Here is a 24,282-nt window from a genome sequence, read left to right as displayed (position 1 = left end):
AGACTTAAACAAAAATTAAGGCCAAATGGAGAGCGAAAAATTTTGGGGTAGATCATGGGGTAGCATGACTAGATGCTTGATTATTCTTTCGGTGTCATCTACCAATGGATGTAGAGTTACAAATTCTTAAGTATTTAGCCCGATACGCACAACCATAATCAATTTCCATCTTATTTTCCGAATAGAAATCCCAAATAGGTTGTGATAATTTACAACTGATATGAAGCAGTCAGAAGTATTATCCCAGTTAAGCTGTTCCCAGTTAAGCTGTTCCCTTTTGAGCAGAAATTTTGGATACAAATCAAATAGGATTGCTATATCATAATTGATGGGGATAATGTTTATTTTCAAGACCCGATTTATCCCCGGTATATCGATCTCAGAAAACAAAAATAAACAGCAATGTTTTAAGCTTAATTACGGTTTGATTGTAAACCGCACTACAAAAAAAGTTAATAATATAATAGACAAATTGTGATATATTAATTATTTAACTTTTAACTGATACAGGCAAGTTCTATGAGTCCCTGCTGAACCAACGACACCTTAATCAACGCGCCCCTACCACTGCAACCCGAATCAAAGCGCCAAACCTAACACCTAACATCGGAAACCCAAAACTACAGGAGTAACAATCGTGAATCAAGGGGGAAAGATATCTCAATTTGAAGATATCTTGGCCAAAGGTGGTGAAATCGGTAAGCTCTTATCTGCTATTGATTGGAATGTAACCTCTCTGGGCAGTATCTCGACTTGGCCACAGAGTTTACGCACAGCCCTGAATATTAGTTTGACATCTCCTTTACCCATGATTGTGTTTTGGGGTGAAAACTTTATTCAACTGTATAACGATGCCTATTGTTTATTATGGAAAATTCTCGATCCGAAACTAAGTTTAGGACAACCAGCTTCTGAAGTTGAGGGGGAATTGTGGAACTATATTTACCCCTGTCTTCAGACCGTATTCACAACCGGAGAAACTGCCAAAATCCTCAACCAACCGCTACAAATTGAACGAGATGGGAATGTTAAAACCTGTTATTTCTCCTTCAATTCTAGTCCAATTTGGACGGAAATGGGAAGTATTGGTGGTATTTTTACAACAGTAACAGAAACGACTTTAGAACTTGTTAATACCCCTTCTCAGGAAGATACACAACGAAAAGACCTTTTACAACAATTAGAAACCGAACGTGCCCGACTCGAAGCCGTATTACAACAAATGCCTGCGGGGGTATTACTAGCCGATGGAAAATCCGGTCAACTGATTTTAGCGAATAAACAGGTGAGTCAAATTATTGGCTATTCCTACGAGACAGAATCCAAACTTGAAGAATATGATCAAATTGTAGATTTCGAGGGTTTTCGGGCGAATGGTCAGCGGTACGCACCGGATGAATGGCCCTTAATGCGATCGCTTTCAACGGGAGAAATTGTCACCGCCGAGGAAATTTGCTTAGAACGGACTGATGGAAATCAAGTCTTTATTTCCGTAAATTCTGCTCCCATTCGAGATCAACAAGGAGATATTGTCGCCGCCGTTGCTATTTTTCAGAATATTACCCAAGGGAAACGGGTTGAACAAGCCTTAAAAGAAAGCCAAATTTTGTTTGAAGGGTTCATGCGACATATTCCAGCCATCGCTTATATCAACAAGGATGAACAAGGTCGTTATATTTATGCGAATTGGGTGGCGACCCAATTAGTCGATAGTTCCCTAGAGAATATTATTGGTAAGACGGATTTTGAGTTATTCCCAGAAATAGCATCCCAGTTTCAACAACATGATCAAGCCGTTCTGAGTTCCGCTCAAGCGGCGGAATTCTTGGAATGTATCACCCGTAATGGGGTTGAGTTCTATGGGATGTCGTTTAAATTTCCCATCACCGATGCTGCGGGTCGTCGTTTGCTGGGGGGAATGTCCTTTGATATTACCGAACGCAAACGCCTGGAAGATGCTTTGCGAGTCAGTGAAGCTAAGTTTAAGCGTTTAGTTGATGCCAATATTATTGGGGTGATTGTTTGCAATTTAGATAAGATTGTGGAAGCCAATGATGTATTTTTACAGATGGTGGGTTATACCCGTGAACAATTAATAGCGGGTGAAATTAGTTGGCTCAATTTAACACCACCTGAATATCTTGATGTGGATGAACAAGGGTTAGAAGAACTTCGCAATACCGGAAAATGTCCTCCCTTTGAAAAGGAATATATTCACTCGTCGGGAAGTCGGGTTCCCATTTTAATCGGGGCAACTTTATTAGAAGAAAATCCCCTGACTTGGCTTTGTTTTGTCTTGGATTTGAGCGAACTCAAACAAACTGAAATTGAACGGGAAGAACTTCTGAAGCGAGAACGGACAGTGCGGGAAGAAGCAGAGGCCGCAAATCGGATTAAGGATGAGTTTTTGGCGGTTTTGTCCCATGAGTTGCGATCGCCGTTGAATCCCATTTTAGGATGGGCGAGTTTATTGCGGACGGGTAAGATTAATGAGGAAACAACCCATCGTGCTTTAGAAATTATTGAACGCAATGCTAAGTTACAGGCGCAACTGATTGAGGATTTGTTAGATGTGTCTCGGATTTTACGGGGAAAGTTAGCGTTAAGTACATTTCCGGTACATTTGGACAATGCGATTCATGCGGCATTAGAGACGGTACAATTAGCCGCCGATGCGAAGGAAATTGGGCTTTATACACACCTAGAACCGAATGTACGCCCAGTTTTAGGGGATTTAGGTCGTTTACAACAAATTATTTGGAATCTGGTTTCTAATGCGGTTAAATTCACTGATCCGGGGGGTCGGGTTGATATCTATTTAGAAACGGTGAATAACCAGGGTCAAGTCAGAGTTCAGGATACGGGTCAAGGAATTACACCGGATTTTCTACCCCACGTTTTTGAGTATTTTCGGCAAGCAGATAGCACTACCACTCGGCAATTTGGGGGTTTGGGATTGGGGTTAGCGATTGTTCGGTATTTAACAGAATTACATGGGGGAATGGTTTGGGCTGAAAGTCCAGGGGACGGACAGGGGGCTACGTTTACGGTGAGATTTCCCTTAATGATGGATGAGGAGGAGACGGATTTTGATGGGGAATTAATCTTAGATGTTATTGATTTAACCGGGATTAAAATTCTGGCTATTGATGATGAAGCAGATATGCGAGAATTAGTCGCATTTTTCTTGGAAGAAGCGGGGGCTTCTGTGCAGTTAGCGACTTCGGCTCAAGAGGCTTTATTGTTATTAAATGAATCCTTACCTGATATGATGATTTGTGATATTGGAATGCCAGACGTGAATGGCTATATGTTGATGAGTGAAATTAGAAGCAAACCTTTAGAAAAAGGGGGGAAAATTCCCGCGATCGCCTTAACCGCTTATGCGGGAGAAACCAATCAGAAAAAAGCTTTGACGGCTGGATTTCAAATGCACTTATCTAAACCCGTTGAACCGGATAAATTGGTTGAAGCGATCGCCAAATTATTAAAACAGACAAAACTCAAATCTAGGGAGTCTAAAGGGATTGTACCCCAGAATAAGATTGATGGGATTTGACAATTGTGAATTGATGTGATAAAGATTTTAGGGATTTAAAATTATAAAAAAAATTAAAGTAATAAAATTTTTATATAATTTCCTATAATAATATAGGAAATCAAACCCGATCTTGAGACTCTACCCCAGAGAAACCTAAACATTGCCTATCTTGTTTCTATCTTGTATCCTTAAGGTAGAAACACTAGATACAAGCAAGGGGATGTAGCGCAGCTTGGTGGTGTAACTGCTTTGATTAAAGGTGTCGTGGTCGAATCGGGATGACAGGATTTGAACCTGCGGCATCCTGCTCCCAAAGCAGGCGCGCTACCAAGCTGCGCTACATCCCGTTAAATCTTTTCCTAGTATAACCTAAATTTGCACGGATGGGATTAAAAATTGCAAAATTGATTAGAAGAAGTGAGGTGTTGGATATTTGTTGTCCGTTGTCGGTTATCGGTTGTCCATTAACAGTCAACACTCAACAGTCAATAGCCAACACCTCGCACCCAAAACCCTCAGCCTAATCTGGATACCAGAACATTCCTTTAATCCCCTCTGGATCGGATATAAAACCCAAATTTCGGTAAAAATCCACAACATGAGGGTCAGCAAATAGAGTAATGTTGCTGATATCATCGCTACGGAGTTTTTTGATGATAAATTTCATCAAGGCTTTACCCAGACCTTTACTTTGGAAATCTGGGTGAACGACCACATCCCAGAGAGTTGCATTAAACGCATGATCGGATGTAGCTCTAGCAAAACCAATCAGCCGTCGCTGGTTGCCCCGAATTTGCCACATGGAAACGACAAGGAAACTATACTGAATGGCTTTTTTTACTTTACGCAGGGGCCGCCGAGACCAACCGACTGCACTGCAAAGTTCTTCCAATTCATATAAATCAATGTCCCGATCGGTGCTAAAAAAAATGCGACCATTATTACTCGATGATGGGCGAGAGTTGAGAAATACTGACTCCTCGCCTCCAACCTCGTATGCCTCATACTCCGCTATCTGGGAGAATGAGGAAGAGGAATCCGAACTGCTAAACAAATTTTTCCAAAAACCCATGCAGGCGTGGTTATGGTAATAGATGATGAATGACTGTACTAGATAGTATATCTCCCGTACCTTCACCTCAATTATGGCTCCTGGCTTAAAACCTTCAACTTTGGAACTCCTAAAACGCTTCAACAGGGCGTTTCCACAGTTTTATGAGCAATTTGTCAGTAGTGAAATTCAACTGCAAAACTTGAAACTCGCTTATCAAGTTTATAAAACGAAACAAGCGGTAATTGAAATTCAGCCCGATGGCAATAAAAGTGCCCTGCATTTTGCCTATCGGAATCAGTCGTTTTTACTGAGTGATATTTTCGGGGTCTTGGCTGCTTATGGCCTAACGATTCACAGTCTAAGTTTATATGGCCAAATTTACCCACCCATGTTGGTATTTATTAAATTGGTGCTATCTCGTGGGGGTAAAGCTCTCAGCGATAAAACCTCAGAAAACGTTTGTCGGGCTGTTCGAGAAGCTTTGGCTGGACATTTCGAGGTGGAAGAAATGTTAGCGGTAGAATTTAACCTGGATGCAGGTTTAGAAGATGTCGCAACGGAGTTTTATGTTGACCCCGTGTTTCACCTCCCAGCGTTATTGATTGAAGCCGACAACCAACCTGGACTCTTTTATAAAGTCATGTATGCCATTTGGCAAGAAGATTTATTAGTTGTGAATGCAAATTTATTAGTTTGGCGGGGACGAACCCGATTAATTTTATATCTCTTAGGGCCGAATGAAAGTCTAATTCCTGAATATCTTGGCCAAAAAATCGCCGAAGGAATGCGACAACGGTTAATGGGAGAACGATTTTAAAGACAATATGGGATCTACAGTCGTAGAATCTTCAGGGGGCGACAAGGGAGCTAAAAAGCTTGCAGAATAAGGGTTATAGCTTATCTGGAGTAATAGCGTTTTGAGCAGATTTTGAGTGAACAGAGTTAGCATCTAAATTTGAGTGCTTACCGTCTACGGGTGCGATATTACCCCCGTTAAAATCATCACCTTTAAAGAATCCTAGTATTTGTTTAAACCCTTAATGAATGAGTGTTACAATGATAAATAATAACTTAATCTTAGCGAGTTAACTTAATCGTTCAACGGTTGTTACAGGGGTCATCCTTACCTCAATAACTGTATTGAGAAAGTAACCCACAAGGAAACAGATTATTGTACATACTCAGGGAAGTAAATCTGAAAGTTGATAGCCCCAGTAAGGGTAAAGGTGATGTGAAGGGTTACTGTCAAACTTGTATCTATCTTGTATCCTTGAAGAGTAACTAACTGGATACAAGCAAGGGCTATTAATACAGTGGTAGCGCAATTGCTTTACACTGAAGGGTTTATAGGTTTGTCGTCAAATCGGGATGACAGGATTTGAACCTGCGACCCCCTCGTCCCGAACGAGGTGCGCTACCAAGCTGCGCTACATCCCGGTGTCTTAACAAGACATGATTAGGTAGTATAACACATAAAATATCAGTTACGATTCCCCAGACAAGTTTAAATCCCTGAAAGAGATTCGTGGTTATAACAAAACAGCGATCATCCTAACAAAGATTACATTTGTATTATGTTTTTAACAAACAGTAAAACGCAGATGAATAGGGTTTAGATACTTATCAGCACTCAAGAGTACAGCTTTACCAGGAGAGCGATTGCCACCAGTAATGTAGTACAGCATAAACAAACTTATCAATTCAACAAAAATGTAACGCTTGATACTTTTTTGATATTTTGACCCTCTATTAGGTTTATTATGGCTCTCCTATACTTAGGGTGATAAGTAGGGCTTGCTGAAAAAGTAACAGAAAAGCAAAAGAATGATTAACTAGCAAATGGAGTCAGAAGGGTAAATAAGTTTTTTTTGAGATCAGGAGTTAACAGATAAATTCTGGTAATCAATAACTCGAAAAAAGTAATTGAACAAAAAAATTGGCCTAAAAATCCGTCTAAGAATCACAGAGAGATTCATAACTAGAAAAGTAATAGCAATTGCCGTTTCGGAAGTATGAGCTAGTTTATTCATAATCCGATTCTCTATTTGTGTTTTTAAATCACAGGATTCGTTAAAATTATCCCAACTAATCCGGTCAAGAAATACATATTCATCCAGACAACTCGCCGACAATTTGGCTCTAAATTCTACTGACGTTCCGGCTTTTCCTCGGACAATTGGACGAATATGGGGTTGGCTTAAACTGACGATTCTGCAAGTTGCATCTGCTATTAATTTTCCTCGGTTTTTCCTCTCACTTCCTTCTTCATAACGAATGGTGTAATTCCTTTAATAGTTCTAACTTAAGAATAACAAAACCTTCTTTTTCTTGGCAACTGAACACCGTAATATTCGGGAGGTTGAGCAAGACTTCCAAATCATTTTTGTCATTATATGGATGCTGCCAAGAAACTTGAGATTGAATTAGAAAGCATCCTGCTGCAACCGGAATTCGACAGCTACCGTAAAGTTTTCAAGGAAGAGGATTCCGGCGACCAGAAAAAATTCCGGTGGGCAGGTTCAGCACTTTGTCGGGAGCAACTATTCCTATGGTCACTGCGAGTCATTGAACGAAACCGCTCACCGTTCCTTGGAACTGAACTCGGTCAAAAGCTGCGGGGATACCTGGAACTAAAAATCTCAAAGGGCAAACACCGGAGCAAGGCTAGGGCTTCTTTAATATCCAAAGTAGCTGAAATGCTATTCGATGCCCTCCTTAAAGAGATTGTTAAATAATCAATAATAAACCAACACCCTCTGGATTCCACCAGGGGGTTTTTAATATCCACACAGAAAAACGTCTAAAATGATTGAATTAGGTTAATATTGGCACAGTACAGGATTAGAAACCGAACAATATAACGGTTCTGATCACATTAGTGATCAGGTCATAAGACTATCGAACCCTGAGCAATGCGGTTCGTTCGCTAATTCTTGAACTCTCTTGTTTTGCCTTTTCTACTATTTCGGAATCTAATTTTTTATGTTATTCTAGTTAAAATTAGGCGAATAATCGAGAGCCACTGTGAGTATTCTAGGGATTAATAAATTTAACAATAAGTGGCTTGATCTATCGGCGATCTTTGCTGTCGTCGTAGCCACAATTCTTGCGTTGTCTTTAGTTTTAGGAATTTATTATTTAGGTTGGCTACAACCGTTAGAATTAGTTGCCTATGACCAAATGGTACGATTACGCCCGACTTTAATGGCTGACCCCCGATTAGTGGTCATTGGCATTACTGAAGAAGATATTCAAGCCTTTAACCGTTGGCCCCTTTCCGATGAAGTCATTGCTCGATTATTAGAAAAATTATTACAATATCAACCGAAAGTTATTGGTTTAGATTTGTATCGTGATATTCGCTATGAACCCGGACATGAGCAACTTCGCCAACAATTTAAAACCTCTGATAATATTATAGCCATTAATAGTTTAGGTTATAGTGAAGCAAAGGGAACCCCTGCACCCCCAAATATTCCTCCTGAACAAGTTGGTTTTAATGATTTATTACTTGATCCCGATAATGTAATTCGTCGGAATTTAATGTTTGCCAATACCTCCGATACAACGCTTTATTCTTTTTCCTTAAGATTAGCTCTGCACTATTTATTAGCTCAAAACATTACACCCGCTAACAACCCCCAGAATCCGAATGTCATTCAATGGGGAAAAGCGGAATTTTTTCCTTTATCTCATGATTCCGGTGGCTATCAAACCATTGATGATCAAGGATATCAAATTCTCTTAAATTATCGTTCTGCCAATGATGGCGCAAAACTAATTAGTCTCACTAAATTTTTATACGGAACACTGCCCAAAAATGCGATTAAAGATAAAATTGTGTTAATTGGGACAGTGGCTCCCAGTGGTAAAGATTTATTTGTTACCCCCTTTAGTCCGGCGGAAGAAAAAGCCCTCAAAATGCCGGGAGTTCTCGTCCATGCTCAAATGGTCAGCCAAATTTTAGATGCGGTTTTAGGGGAGCGACCCTTATTTATTTTTTGGTCATCTTGGGGGGAATTGTTGTGGATTTGTAGTTGGGGATTAATTGGGGCAACTTTATCTTGGTCAAGTCGTAATGCCTGGATTATTACATTAGGAAATCCCGGTTTAATCACTGTTTTATGTGGGTTAAGTTTTTTCTTGTTCCTTCATCAGCGTTGGGTTCCAACTACCACTCCCGCTTTAGCGTTTCTTTTTACCAGTGCAACCGTTATCGGTTATCGAGCCTTTCAAGCCCAACGTCAACAACAAATTGTGATGAGATTATTAGGACAAAATACCTCGCCGGAAGTGGCTAATGCGTTATGGAATAGTCGGGATCGTTTATTAGCCGATGGCAAGTTACCTGGTGAAAAATTAATTGCGACTATTCTGTTTAGTGATATTAAAAATTTTAGTACGGTTTCTGAACAAATGCCCCCCGAAACCTTAATGGAATGGTTAAACGAATATTTATCGGTTTTAACCCAATGTGTACAAGCACATCATGGGATTATTAATAAGTTTACTGGGGATGGAATTATGGCAGCCTTTGGGGTTCCCGTAGCTCGGAGAAGCGAAGCTGCGATTGCTCAGGATGCTTATGAAGCAGTCGCCTGTGCATTAGAAATTGAAGACCGTTTAAAAGAGTTAAATCAAGATTGGAAAAGCCGAAATTTCCCGGAAATTGCCATGCGGATTGGGATTTTTACAGGCCCGATTGTGGCTGGAAGTTTGGGAGGAAAAGAACGCTTAGAATATGGTTTATTAGGAGATAGTGTTAATATTGCTTCTCGTTTAGAAAGTTGCCAAAAAGATCGACAATCCAGTCTTTGTCGGATTTTAATTGCGTCCCAAACCTTACAATATATTGACGAGAGTTTTGAAGTGGAATCCTGGGGGCTAATGCCCCTTAAAGGAAAACAAGAAATGGTGGATATTTATCGAGTGATTGGCTACAAAAAAGCATCTCAATATCCTCCAAAAAATTAAACCTTTAAAGAACTGGTAATGGGAAGTTCAACGGTAAAACAAGTCCCTTCCCCTACCACCGACGAACAATAAATTTTACCTTGATGTTTTTCTTCAATAATTTGACGAGAAATCGATAACCCTAAACCTGTTCCTTGACCGACGGGTTTTGTCGTAAATAAATGATCAAAAATTTGGTGCATTACATCAGGACTCATACCATTGCCATTATCTTCAACCATAATCATGACTTTTTGTTGTTGGGGTCTGGCTTCAGTTTTGATTAAAATTTCTGGGTATTTTTGAAGAGAAATGGGAGATTGCTGTTCCGAACTCAGTTCATTTAATACATCAATGGCATTAGAAATTAAATTCATAAACACTTGATTCAATTGTCCAGGATAACAAAGAATTTGAGGCAAATTTCCATATTCTTTAATGACTTTAATTTCTTGATGATTTTCATTAGTTTTCAAACGATGCCGCAGAATCATAAGTGTGCTATCAATACCATCATGAATATCAAAAGCAACTTTACATTGGTGATCTGAACGAGAAAATGTTCTCAAGCTTTTACTAATTTCAATTAGGCGATTTGTTCCTTCTTTCATTGAAGCAATTAATCGGGGACAATCTTCAATCAGATAGTTTAATTCAATATCTTCTTTATGCTGTTCTATTTCAGAATAGGAGGAAAAATCATAGTGTTCATAAATTTTAAGATGAGTCATTAAATCATTAATATACATTTCACAATGAACAAGATTACTACTAATAAAACTGACCGGATTATTAATCTCATGGGCAACCCCTGCCACTAAAGCTCCTAAAGCAGACATTTTTTCACTTTGTACCAGTTGAATTTGTGTTTTTTGTAAATCTTCTAAGGCATTTTTTAATCCTTGCTCTGCTTTTTCTTTTTCTTCAATAATTAGGGATAATTCTGTTTTTTCTGCTTCACTTTTAATTAATTTATCCTGTAATTCTTTTAAGTCATAAATGTTAGCAAAGGTTTCTGTAGTTTCATAAGCACGAACAATGCCATAACCTAAAATTAAAAACCCTACACCCGAACACAGATGAGCATACCACCACATCGCATTCCAAGGTAAACTGAAGAGAAAAGCTAAAGATGCTTGAATAAAGAAACTGAGGGCAAAAAAGTGGGATAAGAGTAAGGGGGAACGAATGGGAATTAAAGGCAACATTCGGATGAAAACAAACAGAAGTATTGCTAAAGAAATTCGTTCTAAAAGTTTAATATAAATAACCGGAATAGACAGAGGAGAAAAAACGATACTTAATAAAATAATATTGAGAGCAACGATCACCATGAGATGAGGTTGCCATTGGGACGCTTTAAAACGAAGTGCTACCGGGTCAGGAGGAGCATGAATTTGAGTCATTCCCCAGAGTAAATAACCCGCTAAAATAATTCGAGATGTCGGGCCAAAAATCAGAAATATAATCGGGTTGACGGTAGAAGTTCGGGTGAGCATACCATGCCACAAATAAATTATTGCAAATCCTAAAAATGCAAATGACCAATATTTCAGGGTGGCTACTCCTTGTTTTTGATAGCACCGATAAGCCACAATTCCAACTAAAGTTGATATTAAACAAGCAATCGTAATTGCAACTTCATGAAAAGGAAATAAAATATATTTGACAGTCGGGTTAGCAATCACTGATAATCCTAAAATACCGAGGGAAGGCAAGAATAATAAACCCGCCCAAACCATTATTTTGTAAAAAGATATAAAACTCGATAAATAACTCATGAGTTTAGTCAGATTGAAGCATTCTTTACTATTTATTTATATTGTAGTCCTGAATAGACTCAGTAAATGTAAAATAGTATTGCGAGTTTTTGATTTTTTTTTAATAGAGAAATTGTGCCTTTTTATGGCTGAGATTGATGCTTGTTAATCAGATCGATTCACGATTGACAGGACTCATTAATAACTGCCTAGTTACTATTGCCTATTACACGAGTAATCCCGCAATACAAGCGGTCATAAAACAGGCAATGGAACCTGCTATCATGGCTCTCAATCCTAATCGAGCAACATCCGCTTGTCGTTCAGGAGCGATCGCAGAAATTCCTCCAATTTGTATCGCAATAGAACCAATATTAGAAAACCCACATAAGGCATAGGTTGAGATAATAATTGCTCGTTCAGAAATCGTGGGAACGGCATTAGCAGAAATTTTTCCTTGAGCAACTTTTACTCCATTTTCAATCAAAACTTTTAAATCTAAATAAGCAATAAACTCATTTAAAATTGTCTTTTTTCCTAATAAAATTCCAACTTGCAAACAATCTGACAAAGGAACTCCCATTAACCATGCAACAGGAGCAAATAAATAAGACAATATCCCTTCTAAGGATAAATTAGGTAAACTGAAAAAACTTCCAAACCCTTGTAAAATCCCATTAATTAATGCTAATAATCCTAGAAATGCAATTAACATCGCTGCCACATTTAAGGCTAACCTCATACCATCGCTGGCTCCCGTTGCTGCCGCATCAATTCCATTAGCAGAGGTAGGTTTAACCTCAATTTTAACGGTTCCTTTGGTCAGAGAAGTTTCTGTTTCAGGATAAAATAGTTTAGAAATTGCTAAAGCTGCGGGAGCCGACATTACAGATGCCGCTAAAATATGTTGGGCGGGAATTCCAAAGGAAATATACGCCGCCATAACTCCCCCTGCAATCGTGGCAAATCCCCCCGTCATTACCGCATGAAGTTCAGAGTTTGTTAAGGTCAAAATATAGGGTTTAATTAATAACGGAGCCTCCGTTTGTCCGATGAAAATATTAGCTGAACAAGATAAAGTTTCTGACCCTGATGTTTTCAAAGTTCCCATCATCACCCAAGCAACAGTTTCTACAACTTTTTGTAAAATTCCATAGTGATAGAGAATTGAAATAAAAGACGAAAAGAAAATAATTGTTGGCAAAACTTTGAAAGCAATAAAATGATCTTGAAAGGTTTCCCCAAACACAAATTTAGCTCCTTGATCAGAAAAATTAAGAAATTGAGTTACACAATTACCCAAAAATTCAAACACGACAAAACCAGGGGTGGTTTTGAGGATGAGAACGGCAAAAATTAACTGTAAAGCAATTCCCCAGAATACCGGACGCCAGCGAATGGCTTTTCGATTGACAGAGAAGAGGTAGGAAATTCCGATAAAAACAAATAATCCTAAAAGTGAAATCCCACGTTCCATAATTCGCTCATTTTTGTAGATTTTTAATGTACAATCAGAGTATTGTGCATTTTTCAGTCAGAATCCAAAATTAACCCTTTGTAAATTACTGTGAACTGAAGCACCCGTAAGGGAACAGCAACTGAACTCTTACTCCTAATTACGACTACTGTAACTGTTTATGTCTTTACCTATTGTTGCTATTATTGGTCGTCCTAATGTCGGGAAATCTACCCTAGTCAACCGTTTAGCAGGAAGTCCCGATGCGATTGTCCATGATGAACCCGGAATTACCCGCGATCGCACCTATCGACGTGCTTTTTGGCAAGATCGAGAATTTATAGTGGTCGATACAGGGGGATTAGTCTTTGATGATGATACGGAATTTTTGCCCCTGATTCGAGAACAAGCTCTGACGGCTTTAACTGAAGCCAGCGCCGCGATTTTTGTCGTTGATGGTCAGATGGGGGTAACGGGAGGCGATGAAGCGATCGCAACTTGGTTGCGCGAACAATCTGTACCCACTTTATTAGCCGTAAATAAATGTGAATCTCCTACAACTGGAGTTATTCAAGCTGCACAATTTTGGGAATTAGGATTAGGAGAACCTTATCCAATTTCAGGGATTCATGGATCAGGAACCGGAGAATTATTGGATGAGTTAATTCAATATTTACCTGCTATTGATGAAATTGAAGAAGAAAAAGAAATCAAAGTCGCCATTATTGGTCGTCCTAATGTGGGAAAATCGAGCTTATTAAATGCGTTTTTAGGGGAAAATCGCGCCATTGTTAGCCCGATTTCGGGTACAACACGAGATGCAATTGATACCGTTATTCAACGCAATGATAAAACCTATCGATTAATTGATACCGCCGGAATTCGGCGTAAGAAAAATGTCGAATATGGAGCAGAATTTTTTGGAATTAATCGAGCCTTTAAAGCGATTAATCGCGCCGATGTGGTGTTATTAGTGATTGATGCCATTGATCAAGTTACAGATCAAGATCAAAAATTAGCAGATCGGATTATAGAAGAAGGTCGTTCTTGTGTCATTGTTGTTAATAAATGGGATGCGGTTGAGAAGGATACCTATACCATTTTAGACTATGAAAAAGAGGTACGGGCTAAACTGTATTTTATGGATTGGGCCGAATTAATTTTTATTAGTGCCAAAACCGGTCAACGGGTTGAAAAAATTCTCAATTTAGTCGATACGGCTGCTGAAGGTCATGAACGACGAGTCTCAACGGCGGTTATTAATGAAGTCCTTGAAGAAGCGGTAAGTTGGCATTCTCCCCCCGTTACTCGTCAAGGGAAACAAGGGAAAATCTATTATGGAACCCAAGTGAGTAGTAAACCCCCAACTTTGGTTTTATTTGTCAATGATCCTAAACGATTTAATGACAATTACCGTCGTTATATTGACAGCCAATTCCGCAAACAATTAGGCTTTAAAGGCACACCCATTCGATTAATTTGGCGTGGCAAATCTGCCAGAGAAGTTGAACGCAATACCGCTAACCGAGCTACCCGCGTTAAATAATTAAGAGTAGGCGGAGTAGGGGGAGTGAGGGATGGGATGGAATTTGAACCCACTGTCCAATACGGTATCATCAAAAATCAAAGAAGCATAGCGAACTCATAATTTGCGTTCACTGTGAGAGATTTCAGGATATAACTTAAGTGCGCCCTACTGGAATCGAACCAGTCTGAAGGCGAATTATGAGTTCGCTGCCTCCCCAATCGGCCAAGGGCGCTTCCAATATATAGAATACCATACCCACAGGTAAGATTGTTAATCCGGCTTAAATTTTGAGTCGGCTGTGTAGGTGATAGCATATCCTCAAGGCATTAGCCGTTAAAATAGCGAGTTAAATCATATCTAAAATCTTGAGATGGGACTAAATTCAACTGTTGTTCTGACTGTCGTTTTACTGACCATGATGTTTGGGGCTGGCTTCACCAGTGCGGTTTGGGGTTATGGTTTGGGTCGTTCTGCGTTAAAAGAAATTACACAACCGGATGTACGCCCCAACAACTTAGCCAAAAATAAAAATGGCACCCGCCACGACGGCGTGATCTTACTGCAAGAAAAGGATATCTTGGCAACGGTCAAGAAACGCATGGAAGGGAAAGATACAGAAGTAGCGAGTGCCTCTGGCAAAAATGCCAAGAAGCCAACTTCTGCTCAAGCCCAGAAGCCGAAAACTGAAAACGCCTCCTCAGCATCAGCTAATAATAAATCGGTGTTTCCCATTGTTAGCCGTGATGGAGGGGTTAGTTTAGAAGTGATGGAGGCGGCTCGTCAGGGCAATTCTTTAGTTTTAAGTGTTAATTTAAAAAATGAAAGTCAACAGTCGGTGCGCTTTCTCTATAGTTTTTTAAATGTTACCGATGATAAAGGTCGGGCTTTGAGTGCGAGTGTTGAAGAATTACCGGGTCAATTACCTCCCAATAGCAAAGTCTATTCAGGAACCGTTACAATTCCGACAGCATTAGTCGAAAATTCTAAAGAATTGACCATGAGTTTAACCGATTATCCCGACCAAAAAATGCAGTTACAAATGTCAGGAATTCCAGTGGCTCAATAGACTTCTGGATTTTCTGAAAAGGTGATTCATGACTCTGACAACTCAAGATGTACTGGGGCGATTGTTCTCAGTGCTATTTTTAATTACAATTAATGCCTTTTTTGTAACCGCCGAATTCTCGATGGTTTCGGTAAGGCGATCGCGAATTAATCAACTGGTAGATGAAGGAGATGCTCCAGCAAAAACAGTTCAACAATTGCAACGCCGAATCGATTTATTTCTTTCGACGACTCAGTTAGGAATTACTCTTTCGAGTTTGGCTTTAGGGTGGATAGGAGAAGCAACAGTCGCAATGACGTTAAAGGATATCCTCACGCCTTTACCTCTACCTGCTGCTTTTCACGATGCGATCGCTCATTCTTTAGTGTTGCCGATTTTTGCCTTTTTCTTAATTGCTTATTTACAAATTGTTTTAGGAGAATTATATCCTAAGTCTTTAGCATTAGTTTATCCTGAACAGTTATCTCGGTTTTTAGCTCCTCCGAGTTTAGCGATCGCTCGTTTTTTTAAACCCTTTGTTTGGAGTTTAAATCAATCTACCCGGTGGTTATTACAACTCTGTGGAATTCAGTTTAGCGGACAACCCTATACACGAGTTACGCCGGAAGAATTGCAATTAATTATTACCACATCCAGTGAATCCATTGGGTTAGAAGCAGAAGAGCGACAATTATTAAATAATGTCTTTGAGTTTGGGGATGTGGTCGCAGAAGAAATTATGGTTCCTCGTACCAGTATTGTTGCTATTCCCAGTCATGCCACATTTCAACTCTTGTTAAATGAAATGACGATTTCTAATCATTCCCGTTATCCGATTATGGGGGAATCTTTAGATGATATTTTGGGAACCATTGATTTTCGAGATTTAGCTAAACCCTTAGCGGATGGGGTGTTATCTCAAAATAGTTTAATTACGCCTTGGGTACGCCCAGCGCGATTTATTTCTGAACAAATACCGTTAAATGAGTTATTATCTTTAATGCAGCGATCGCAATTACAATTAGTAATTGTCGTAGATGAATTTGGCGGGACGGCAGGATTAGTCACGATTCAAGATTTAATTGCTGAAATTATTGGCGATCGCTCTGACCCCACAGAAGCAGAAGATATTAGCGTTCAATTTGTTGATGAACAAACCTTTTTAGTTCAAGCTCAATTAGACTTAGAAGAACTGAATGAACGTTTAGATTTAAACTTACCCTTAACAGAAGAATATCAAACTTTAGGAGGATTTTTAATTTATCAACTCCAAAAAATTCCCACCGTCGGTGAAACATTCCGTTATCATGATTTAGAATTTACCGTTCTTTCAACTGATGGCCCTCGTTTAGATCAAATCGAAATTCGGATTCTCGAACCTGAAACTTTGGATACAATACCAGAAACGATGAGTTTCCCAGAAGTTGAAGAATCTCCCGATCTTGATAATCCTGAAATTTCCGAAAGTTCCGAAGAAGAATCCCGATGATTAAGGATAAAAACGCTCTCAATTTATTTTGAGTTACAAGTTCCTATCCATCGAAAATTCTGCTCGGAAAACTTTCTCAATCTGCCTCTACGGTTTATCAATTTTTCCTTTAAAAATATCCTCTAATTTTTGTCCCTTGGGTAACTCGATAAACACTCGTTCTCCCGGTTGTAACCCTTTTAACACTTGAATTTGATTCCCCATTTGAGAACCAATGGTAACGGGGTGAAATTCTGGTTTATTATTTTCATCAGGAAGTAATACCCCCGACTGACCTTTATTGGTGACAATGGCAACGGTGGGAACGACTAAGGCTTGTTTGAGTTTCTCCCCAATAAACCGTAAATCCACATTCATTCCCGACTGAAGTTGATCTTTTCCGGTTTCGATCAGAATTCGAGCTTGAAATAAGGTAACATCCCGTTCTTTGACGGCTTCGGGTGCAATAATATTAACTCGACCTTTAAACACTTGATCGGGATAAGAATCGGCAATAATTTCAACGGGTTGATTCGGTTTAATTTGAGCAATATCTGCCTCTGGAATTTTTGCTAACACTTCTAAATCTTTCGCTAAGGCGACAATTGAAGTAGAGGTAGCCGAACTGGCATCAGAAGCTGAAGTCGCCGGAGTCACAAATGCCCCTTCAACGGCATAACGTTGGGTAATAATTCCGGCAAAGGGAGCGCGAACTTTGGTATCTTCTAGTTGAACTTGATAAAATTTAACTTGACCTTTGGCTTCATCCACTTCAGCCTTTGCAGTGGCAATTTCTTCAGAACGAGTCCCATTTAATAACTCGTTTAATTTACTTTCAGCTTCCGCCACTTCAGCTTCCGAGCGCTCAATTTCTTCAGAACGAGCCCCCTTTTCTAATTGATTTAAGGCTTGACGTTCTTGTTCAACATTCGCTTGTCGTTGTTGAATTTGCGATCGCTGACTTTCTTGTAATTGTTCTAAGCGTTTTTCGGCTTCATTTTGTCCGGCTTGTAACCGTCGTTCATCCCGCAAATATTCATCTAATTGATCCTGAGAAATTGCCCCTTCTCCTTTTAAATCTTGATAGCGTCGTACCCGTTCTGATGCTAATTTTAATTCAGCTTGGTTAGCATCAATTCGGGCTTTTGCTTGTGCAATTTCATCATTTAAACTGCCAGATTGAGCGTCTTTTAATCGAGCTTGAGCTTCCCTTAAACGAGCTTGACCTTGAGCAATTTCTTCGGGACGACTTCCGGCTCGTAGTTGAGCTAAATTGGCTTTCACTTGATTTAAGCGAGCCTGGGCTTGGTCTATTTCTTCCGGTCGGCTTCCCGTTTGCAGTTTGTCTAAATTAGCTTGAGCGCGGTCTAAACGGGCTTCAGCTTGCTGGAGTTGGGCTTCAATTTCGCCACTTTCCATCCGAGCGACCACTTCTCCGGCTTGGACGCGATCGCCTTGTTCGACATATAATTGTGCTAACCGCCCTTGGGTTTTGGGGCTGAGGTTGACTCGGCGGACAGGTTGGACTACACCACTAGCAGTGATTTTAACGGTTAAATCCTTCGCTTCCACAGGAACCGTAAGGGCTGTGATAATATCTGGATTCACTTGGGTACGACTCTTTACCAAATGCAACAAGGCTGGAATGCTCAACAGTCCAGTCGCCAGCACTGCAATCATCCAGGGTTTCCATCGCCGTTGGGGAACTTCCGAAAACTGAACGGGATGTTTAACCTCACCATTACGTTGTGCAGTTTCCTCTTTTGGGCCAGTTAACATGACAGATGCGGGTGCGAGTTGATTCGCAACAGAATCAGCCGTTAAGTCTCGGACAGGATTCTGTCGCTATATCAATTCTAACGATTCCCGTTAATATTTCTTGATGTTTCTTAACTTTGATGGGAAGACGAGGGGACAAGAAGACAAGGGGGGACACCTAGGAGGTTTAAATTTGGGCAGGAAAACCCTGCCCTTACGGGGTTTATTGGGCCGAGAAACGGGGTTTAATCAGATCAATTAATTAATGACCGCCAACCCCAACAACAGCCCGTTTATACGCTTCATCTAACACTTCTGAAAGCGTTGGATGGGTATGAACAGAAAAGACTAAATCGTGAACAGATTGACGTTGATACATGGCATTTGCGGCTTCTTGAATTAAATCAGAAGCATGAAGACCAAAGATATGAACCCCTAACAATTCACCCGTATCTTTACGGTAAATCACTTTAGCTATTCCTTCGGTTTCTCCTTCCGCAATGGCTTTAGAATTCCCCTTAAAATAGGTTCTGACCGTAGCAATTTCAAACCCTTCTTTTTCTCCCAATTCTTTGGCGGCGGGTTCGGTTAAACCGACATAACTAATTTCTGGATGGGTAAACGCTGCGGCGGGAATACTGCGATAATCCACTTGACGAGAGCGCCCACAAATCGTTTCTACAACAGCAATTCCTTGGGCGGATGCGGCATGGGCTAACATCATTTTACCCGTAGCATCTCCAATTGCCCATAAATGGGGAACAGGTTCGCCACCGGATAACACTTCTAAGTGATCATTGGTCGGAATAAAACCGCCTCGAATGGGTTCGACATTAACCGATTCTAACCCTAAGTTTTTACTAACAGGAATGCGTCCAGTTGCAACTAAACAAGCATCCACTTCTAAGACTTCTTCAACCTCTTTGGTTTTGGTATCTGCTAACTCAATAATAACCGGAGAACCGGGGGTAACTTTTAAGGCTAATTTCCCGACTTTGGTTTCAATATCACGAGGCGTAATTAAAACTCGTTGGGCTAATTTAGCAATATCTGGATCAAAGGTTGGCATTAATTGATCCAACGCTTCAATCATGGTAACTTCACAACCTAAAGCGGTATAAACATCGGAAAATTCTAATCCAATATAACCGCTTCCAATAATAGCAATCCATTGAGGGAGGGATTCTAATTTAATGGCTTCATCACTGGTAAAAACCGTTTTGTGATCAATCGTAATTCCAGGGGGAACAAAGGGCACAGAACCTGGTGCTAAAATAATATCTTTAGCCGTAATTGTTTTTTCGCCATTAGCCGTTTCAACGGTAACTTTATTCGGCCCTGCAACTTTTCCCCAACCTTGAATGACATCAATGCCTAAGCGTTTTAAACTATTGGTCATGTCACCGCGAATTTTAGTGACAATATTGTTAGCATGGCTGGCAATTTGTTGACGATCAAAACTGACTTGTCCTAACTGAATCCCTAAGTTTTTTAAGTGATGGGTGTCGTGTAATTCTCTAACTCGTCCTGATGCGGCTAATAACGCTTTGGAGGGAATACAGCCCCGGTTTACACAGGTTCCTCCCATTTCAGCTACTTCAACAATCGCGGTTTTTAAGCCACAACCGACGGCATGGATAGCAGCCCCATGTCCACCAACTCCGGCACCAATAATCACTAAATCGTAATCCATATTCTGTTACTACTCTGTTGGGATTAAAAAATATTACCGTTTTCCTTGTCCCTTGCCAACTGAATCCCGTTTACAACGGCTAGATCTGTTCCGGCTGACTGATCATTTTTGCGGTAAGCTAGATTCGATTACTGTGTTTGTAGGGATCTATCATAACATGAAAACCAAACTAGCCACGATGGCATTGAGTTTAATTTTATCGGTAATTTTACCGTTACCGAGTTTAGCTGGAACGGTTTTAGAAGATATTAAAAGGACAGGAGTTTTAAAAGCAGGAATTCGGCAAGATGCACCCCCATTAGGATTTGTTTCTGCGGATGGAAAATGGGAAGGATATTGTATTGAATTAATGGAATTATTAGGGAAACGATTACAAGATCAGTTACAACTCAATCAACCAATTGAGGTACAATTCATCCCCTCAAACTTGGAAAATCGAGAACAATTGGTAAAAGAGGGAAAAGTGCATTTAGAATGTGGCCCTAATACAATTATGCGAAATCTTCCTCCTGGAATTGTCTATTCTGATCGCTTTTTAGCAACGGGAGTTCATTTATTAGTTCGACCGGATAACCAAGCTTATATTCAACCATCAGGAGCTTTAGAAAATATTTCAATTGGAGTTTTACCAGGTTCCTTAACCCAACAGTTTATTAGCAGTCGTTATTCTTTGGCAAAAGTTGTAGAATATCCAGGGGTTGACGGTCGAAAAAATGCTGTGGAAGATGTGGTTCAAGGTCGTCTGAATGCCTTTGCTAGTGATGGATTATTATTAATTGGGGAAGTATTAAGAAATCCAGCCATTTCCACTCAAGATTATGCTTTAGTTCCCCAGGAACCTCTGACTTGTGAATTTTATGGCATGATTCTTCCTGAAGGAGATATATCTTGGATCAATACAGTCAATTCTTTGATATTAATCAAAGAAACCGTTAATATCTTAACAGGACTGTATGGCAAGAATTCTGAGTATGTGAAAACTTTAGAAGCGGCTCATAATAAATGCCTATTATAGTTGAGTAAAATTGCAGCTAGAGATAACCTAAAGGTCTAAGGTTTAAAGGGGTATCCTTTAGTATCAGTAGGGATACCCTGATTCTGGTCAAAACAGTTGTTTTTTCCTCTAAAAAATGTCACACTATTAATACTTTAAGTGATCGCGCCCGATTTGAGGCAATAGTATGAGCGATATCAACGGCCCCAAACCAGTTCCCAGTCATACATCCTCTTCATCTATTTTATTTCTCAATCGCTGTGTTGAGCAGATCTTTACGGACATTTTAGATCCGAATACACCCCTGTTTAAACCCAATGTTGTGATTTTGGGAGAATCTTATCCTGAATTCAAAGCAATTCTTCAAGAAGCCCGACAAAATAACTATCAGCAAATATTACCCACCTTAATCGCTGGATTACAATTTATTTTAGGCCGAGAAGCTTATGAGAATAAAGATTTAGAATCCACTCTTTATCATTATCGTCGTAGTTTAGAATATTGGCCATTGGCTTTAGCTCAAGGCGATTTAGAAATGCTATCTCGTCCTGACCTTGACACGATTCTTCCCAATCAATTTCTTGAACAAATGGGTGGAGTTTTATTTCATGTCGGGTTATGTTTTATCTCTTTAGCTCAGTCTAATGATAGAGCAGAAAAAAATATAAATTGGCAAGAAGCAAAAATTTATTTTGAGCAAAGTATAACCGTTTTTGAAAAAGCTAATCGCCCTGATTTAGTCTCTAAATTCATTGGAGAATTAGGTGAAGTTTTACGATACTTAGAAGACTGGGAAACGTTACAACAAGTTGCCCAAAAAGCGATTAATTTACATATATCTTATGGTTCAGAAGCCCAATTAGCACAAGATTATGGCTTTTTAGCCGAAGCTGCTTTGCATGAATCCAAGTGGGCACACGCCAATCAACTAGCTGAGTTAGCATTAGCGATTCAAGGTCAATCAATCTATGATGATCCAATGAGTAGCAGCACAGCATCTCATAATCCTTATCTTTATTTACTAGCAGAATCCACACAGGAATTTCAACAATGGCAAACAACAGTTAACCAATTAGAAGAAGCTTTACGGAAAAGCAATGTTGAGGATGATCCTAAAGGTTACTTAAAAATTTTAACAGCCTTACATAAGCTGTATTTGGATCAAGATTTATATACTCAAGCTTCCCGTTTAAAAGAAGAAAAAATCAGAATTGAATATCAATATGGATTACGAGCTTTTATTGGGGTACGGACATTGCAAGCTCAATCTCACCCGAATCATAAACAACAGTCTATTGCTTTAGAAATAGAAAATTCTAATCGTTTAAAGGACGTTCATACTTTATTAGAACGGATTCAAAACCCCGACAATAAACTGATTGTTCTTCAGGGAGAATCTGGCGTTGGAAAAAGTTCATTACTCAATGCAGGAATTGTCCCGATATTGTTAGAACAACGGTCTCAAAATCCTAGTATTGCTCGACCTATTTTACTGCGAATTTATACGGATTGGTTACGAGAACCAAACCCCAAAACCTGGAACTTGAATCCGGTTTTAAATTTACTTAAGCAAAATGATCAAAATCAGATTCCAACGGTATTAATTTTTGATCAGTTTGAAGAGTTTTTTGTGGTTTGTCAGCAGTTAGAACAACGATTACCTTTTTATGAATTTTTAAAAGAAAGTTTGATGCTGACTTCAATTACGGTGTTACTTTGTTTAAGAACTGATGCTTTACATTATTTACTAGAATGTGCTCATCGTACTAACCTAGAGGATATTATTCACTCTGAGATTCTCTCGAAAAAGGTGATTTATAGTTTAGAAAACTTTACATTAAGTCAAGCACAAACGTTTATTCAAAATCAAATTGAACGCGCTCAATTTAAAATAGAACCTGATTTAATGTCTCAATTGCTTCGGGATTTAACCGTTGATATTGATCGTATTCGACCCATTGAACTTCAATTAATTGGGACTCAATTACAAGTTCATGATATTCAAACTTTAAATCAATATGAACAGCTTGGAGAACATCCTAAGCAAAAATTATTAGAACATTTTTTAGATGAAGTTATTCGAGATTGTAGTGCTAAAAATGAACGAACAGCGATTAAAATCTTGTATGGTTTAACCAACAAGCAAGAACACCGCCTGCTAAAAACTAGCAAAGAAATTGCGGAAGAATTAGATACAGAATTTAGTAAAATAGAACCTTTATTAGAAATTTTAGTTGAAGAAGGATTGATTTTACATATTCCTGATATTCCTGATGATCGATATCAACTGACCCATGATTATTTAGTGGCGTTAGTTCGTTACCAAAAAGGAGAACGATTAATTGCTGGGTTAGAATTAGAACGAGATAAAGCTCAACGCAAAATTATTGAAGAGAAACCCAATAGTTTTGTCAATCGTGCGATCGCCTCTGTCTTACGTTGGATTAATGCTGATTAATATTATGGAAAATATCTCTCCAACCGAACAAGAAAAAATGCTATCAGGGGCATTATATTTCGCTAATGATGCTGAGTTAATCAGTACCCGCAAACGAGCTTCTAAACTGACTCGTTTATACAATAACACAACAGAAGAACAGTTAGAAAAACGTCAAGAAATTCTATTAGAATTATTCGCTAAAATTGGAGATAACGTACAAATTACTCCCCCTTTTTATTGCGATTATGGGTGTTATATTAAACTTGGAAGTAATGTTTACATGAACTATAATTGTATCATTTTAGATTGCAATTTTGTTGAAATTGGCGATAATGTTTTATTAGCACCTAATGTTCAAATTTATACTGCTTATCATCCGATTGAGCCTGAATTACGTCTAACAGGAAAAGAACTAGCTGCACCGATTAAAATTGGTCATAATGTTTGGATTGGAGGAGGCACTATTATTTGTCCAGGGATAGAAATTGGCGACAATACAACCATTGGAGCGGGGAGTGTTGTTGTTAATAATATTCCTGAACGAGTTGTTGCGGCGGGGAATCCTTGTCGCGTGATTCGGACATTATAAAAA

The 24,282-nt window shown here is 39.3% G+C and carries 15 protein-coding genes, 3 tRNA genes and 1 pseudogene; 10 read left to right on the top strand and 9 right to left on the bottom strand.

Annotated elements, in window-relative coordinates; translation table 11 throughout:
* Positions 1–637 precede the first annotated feature (637 nt).
* Positions 638–3,559 (top strand): PAS domain-containing hybrid sensor histidine kinase/response regulator, encoded by a 2,922-nt coding sequence (locus NMK36_RS10615; RefSeq protein ID WP_254173681.1) that lies wholly within the window; start codon positions 638–640, stop codon positions 3,557–3,559.
* A gap of 255 nt (positions 3,560–3,814) precedes the next feature.
* Here NMK36_RS10615 and NMK36_RS10610 read toward each other — a convergent pair.
* A tRNA-Pro gene (locus tag NMK36_RS10610) sits at positions 3,815–3,888 on the bottom strand.
* A gap of 173 nt (positions 3,889–4,061) precedes the next feature.
* On the bottom strand, positions 4,062–4,613 hold the full coding sequence (locus NMK36_RS10605; RefSeq protein WP_072722020.1) for a GNAT family N-acetyltransferase: 552 nt from the start codon (positions 4,611–4,613) through the stop codon (positions 4,062–4,064).
* 73 nt (positions 4,614–4,686) lie between these two features.
* Between NMK36_RS10605 and NMK36_RS10600 the strand changes: the two genes are divergently transcribed.
* The gene (locus NMK36_RS10600) at positions 4,687–5,412 is read left to right on the top strand and encodes a hypothetical protein (RefSeq protein ID WP_072722022.1); all 726 of its coding nucleotides are present in this window, start codon (positions 4,687–4,689) and stop codon (positions 5,410–5,412) included.
* Positions 5,413–5,958: 546 nt separating this feature from the next.
* Here the strand turns inward: NMK36_RS10600 and NMK36_RS10595 are convergent.
* Together NMK36_RS10595 and NMK36_RS10590 are read right to left on the bottom strand one after the other, a co-directional pair.
* A tRNA-Pro gene (locus NMK36_RS10595) sits at positions 5,959–6,032 on the bottom strand.
* Positions 6,033–6,469: 437 nt separating this feature from the next.
* Positions 6,470–6,808, bottom strand: a pseudogene (locus tag NMK36_RS10590) (hypothetical protein); the annotation flags it as partial.
* 180 nt (positions 6,809–6,988) lie between these two features.
* On the opposite strand from NMK36_RS10590, the gene NMK36_RS10585 reads away from it, so the two are divergent.
* Positions 6,989–7,330 carry a hypothetical protein gene (locus tag NMK36_RS10585; RefSeq protein WP_254173680.1) on the top strand — a complete coding sequence of 114 codons (342 nt, stop codon included), beginning with the start codon at positions 6,989–6,991 and terminating at the stop codon, positions 7,328–7,330.
* Between the two features lie 289 nt (positions 7,331–7,619).
* The gene (locus NMK36_RS10580; protein ID WP_083580181.1) at positions 7,620–9,569 is read left to right on the top strand and encodes a CHASE2 domain-containing protein; all 1,950 of its coding nucleotides are present in this window, start codon (positions 7,620–7,622) and stop codon (positions 9,567–9,569) included.
* Here NMK36_RS10580 and NMK36_RS10575 read toward each other — a convergent pair.
* Entirely contained in the window at positions 9,566–11,329 is a 1,764-nt protein-coding gene (locus NMK36_RS10575; protein ID WP_083580182.1) for a sensor histidine kinase, read from the bottom strand. The genes NMK36_RS10580 and NMK36_RS10575 overlap by 4 nt on opposite strands.
* Before the next feature lie 205 nt (positions 11,330–11,534).
* Positions 11,535–12,785: a NupC/NupG family nucleoside CNT transporter gene (locus NMK36_RS10570; RefSeq protein ID WP_254173679.1), complete on the bottom strand. Its 1,251-nt coding sequence runs from the start codon at positions 12,783–12,785 to the stop codon at positions 11,535–11,537.
* A gap of 160 nt (positions 12,786–12,945) precedes the next feature.
* On the opposite strand from NMK36_RS10570, the gene der reads away from it, so the two are divergent.
* Positions 12,946–14,310, top strand: a complete 1,365-nt coding sequence (der, locus tag NMK36_RS10565; protein ID WP_072722025.1) for a ribosome biogenesis GTPase Der — start codon at positions 12,946–12,948, stop codon at positions 14,308–14,310.
* 141 nt (positions 14,311–14,451) lie between these two features.
* Here der and NMK36_RS10560 read toward each other — a convergent pair.
* Positions 14,452–14,524 (bottom strand) — tRNA-Met (locus NMK36_RS10560).
* 138 nt (positions 14,525–14,662) lie between these two features.
* On the opposite strand from NMK36_RS10560, the gene NMK36_RS10555 reads away from it, so the two are divergent.
* Positions 14,663–15,358, top strand: a complete 696-nt coding sequence (locus NMK36_RS10555) for a hypothetical protein (RefSeq protein WP_072722026.1) — start codon at positions 14,663–14,665, stop codon at positions 15,356–15,358.
* Between the two features lie 28 nt (positions 15,359–15,386).
* A complete protein-coding gene (locus NMK36_RS10550; RefSeq protein ID WP_083580183.1) occupies positions 15,387–16,826 on the top strand; it encodes a hemolysin family protein in 1,440 nt (479 codons plus the stop codon).
* Between the two features lie 87 nt (positions 16,827–16,913).
* On the opposite strand, the gene NMK36_RS10545 is transcribed toward NMK36_RS10550, so the two are convergent.
* A complete protein-coding gene (locus NMK36_RS10545) occupies positions 16,914–18,584 on the bottom strand; it encodes an efflux RND transporter periplasmic adaptor subunit (protein WP_072722028.1) in 1,671 nt (556 codons plus the stop codon).
* A gap of 241 nt (positions 18,585–18,825) precedes the next feature.
* A complete protein-coding gene (lpdA, locus tag NMK36_RS10540) occupies positions 18,826–20,256 on the bottom strand; it encodes a dihydrolipoyl dehydrogenase (protein WP_072722030.1) in 1,431 nt (476 codons plus the stop codon).
* A 157-nt stretch (positions 20,257–20,413) separates the two neighbouring features.
* Between lpdA and NMK36_RS10535 the strand changes: the two genes are divergently transcribed.
* From NMK36_RS10535 to NMK36_RS10525, 3 genes are all read left to right on the top strand, one after another.
* Complete coding sequence (locus NMK36_RS10535) at positions 20,414–21,271, top strand: amino acid ABC transporter substrate-binding protein (RefSeq protein ID WP_072722032.1); 858 nt, start codon at positions 20,414–20,416, stop codon at positions 21,269–21,271.
* A 166-nt stretch (positions 21,272–21,437) separates the two neighbouring features.
* On the top strand, positions 21,438–23,708 hold the full coding sequence (locus tag NMK36_RS10530) for an nSTAND1 domain-containing NTPase (RefSeq protein WP_072722033.1): 2,271 nt from the start codon (positions 21,438–21,440) through the stop codon (positions 23,706–23,708).
* 4 nt (positions 23,709–23,712) lie between these two features.
* On the top strand, positions 23,713–24,279 hold the full coding sequence (locus tag NMK36_RS10525) for a sugar O-acetyltransferase (protein ID WP_072722340.1): 567 nt from the start codon (positions 23,713–23,715) through the stop codon (positions 24,277–24,279).
* Positions 24,280–24,282: the final 3 nt, after the last annotated feature.

It is taken from the genome of Planktothrix pseudagardhii (genome assembly GCF_904830925.1).
GTDB classification, from domain to species: domain Bacteria; phylum Cyanobacteriota; class Cyanobacteriia; order Cyanobacteriales; family Microcoleaceae; genus Planktothrix; species Planktothrix tepida.
Note: the sequence above shows the minus strand (reverse complement) of the source record. Positions and strands in the feature narration are given on the sequence as shown.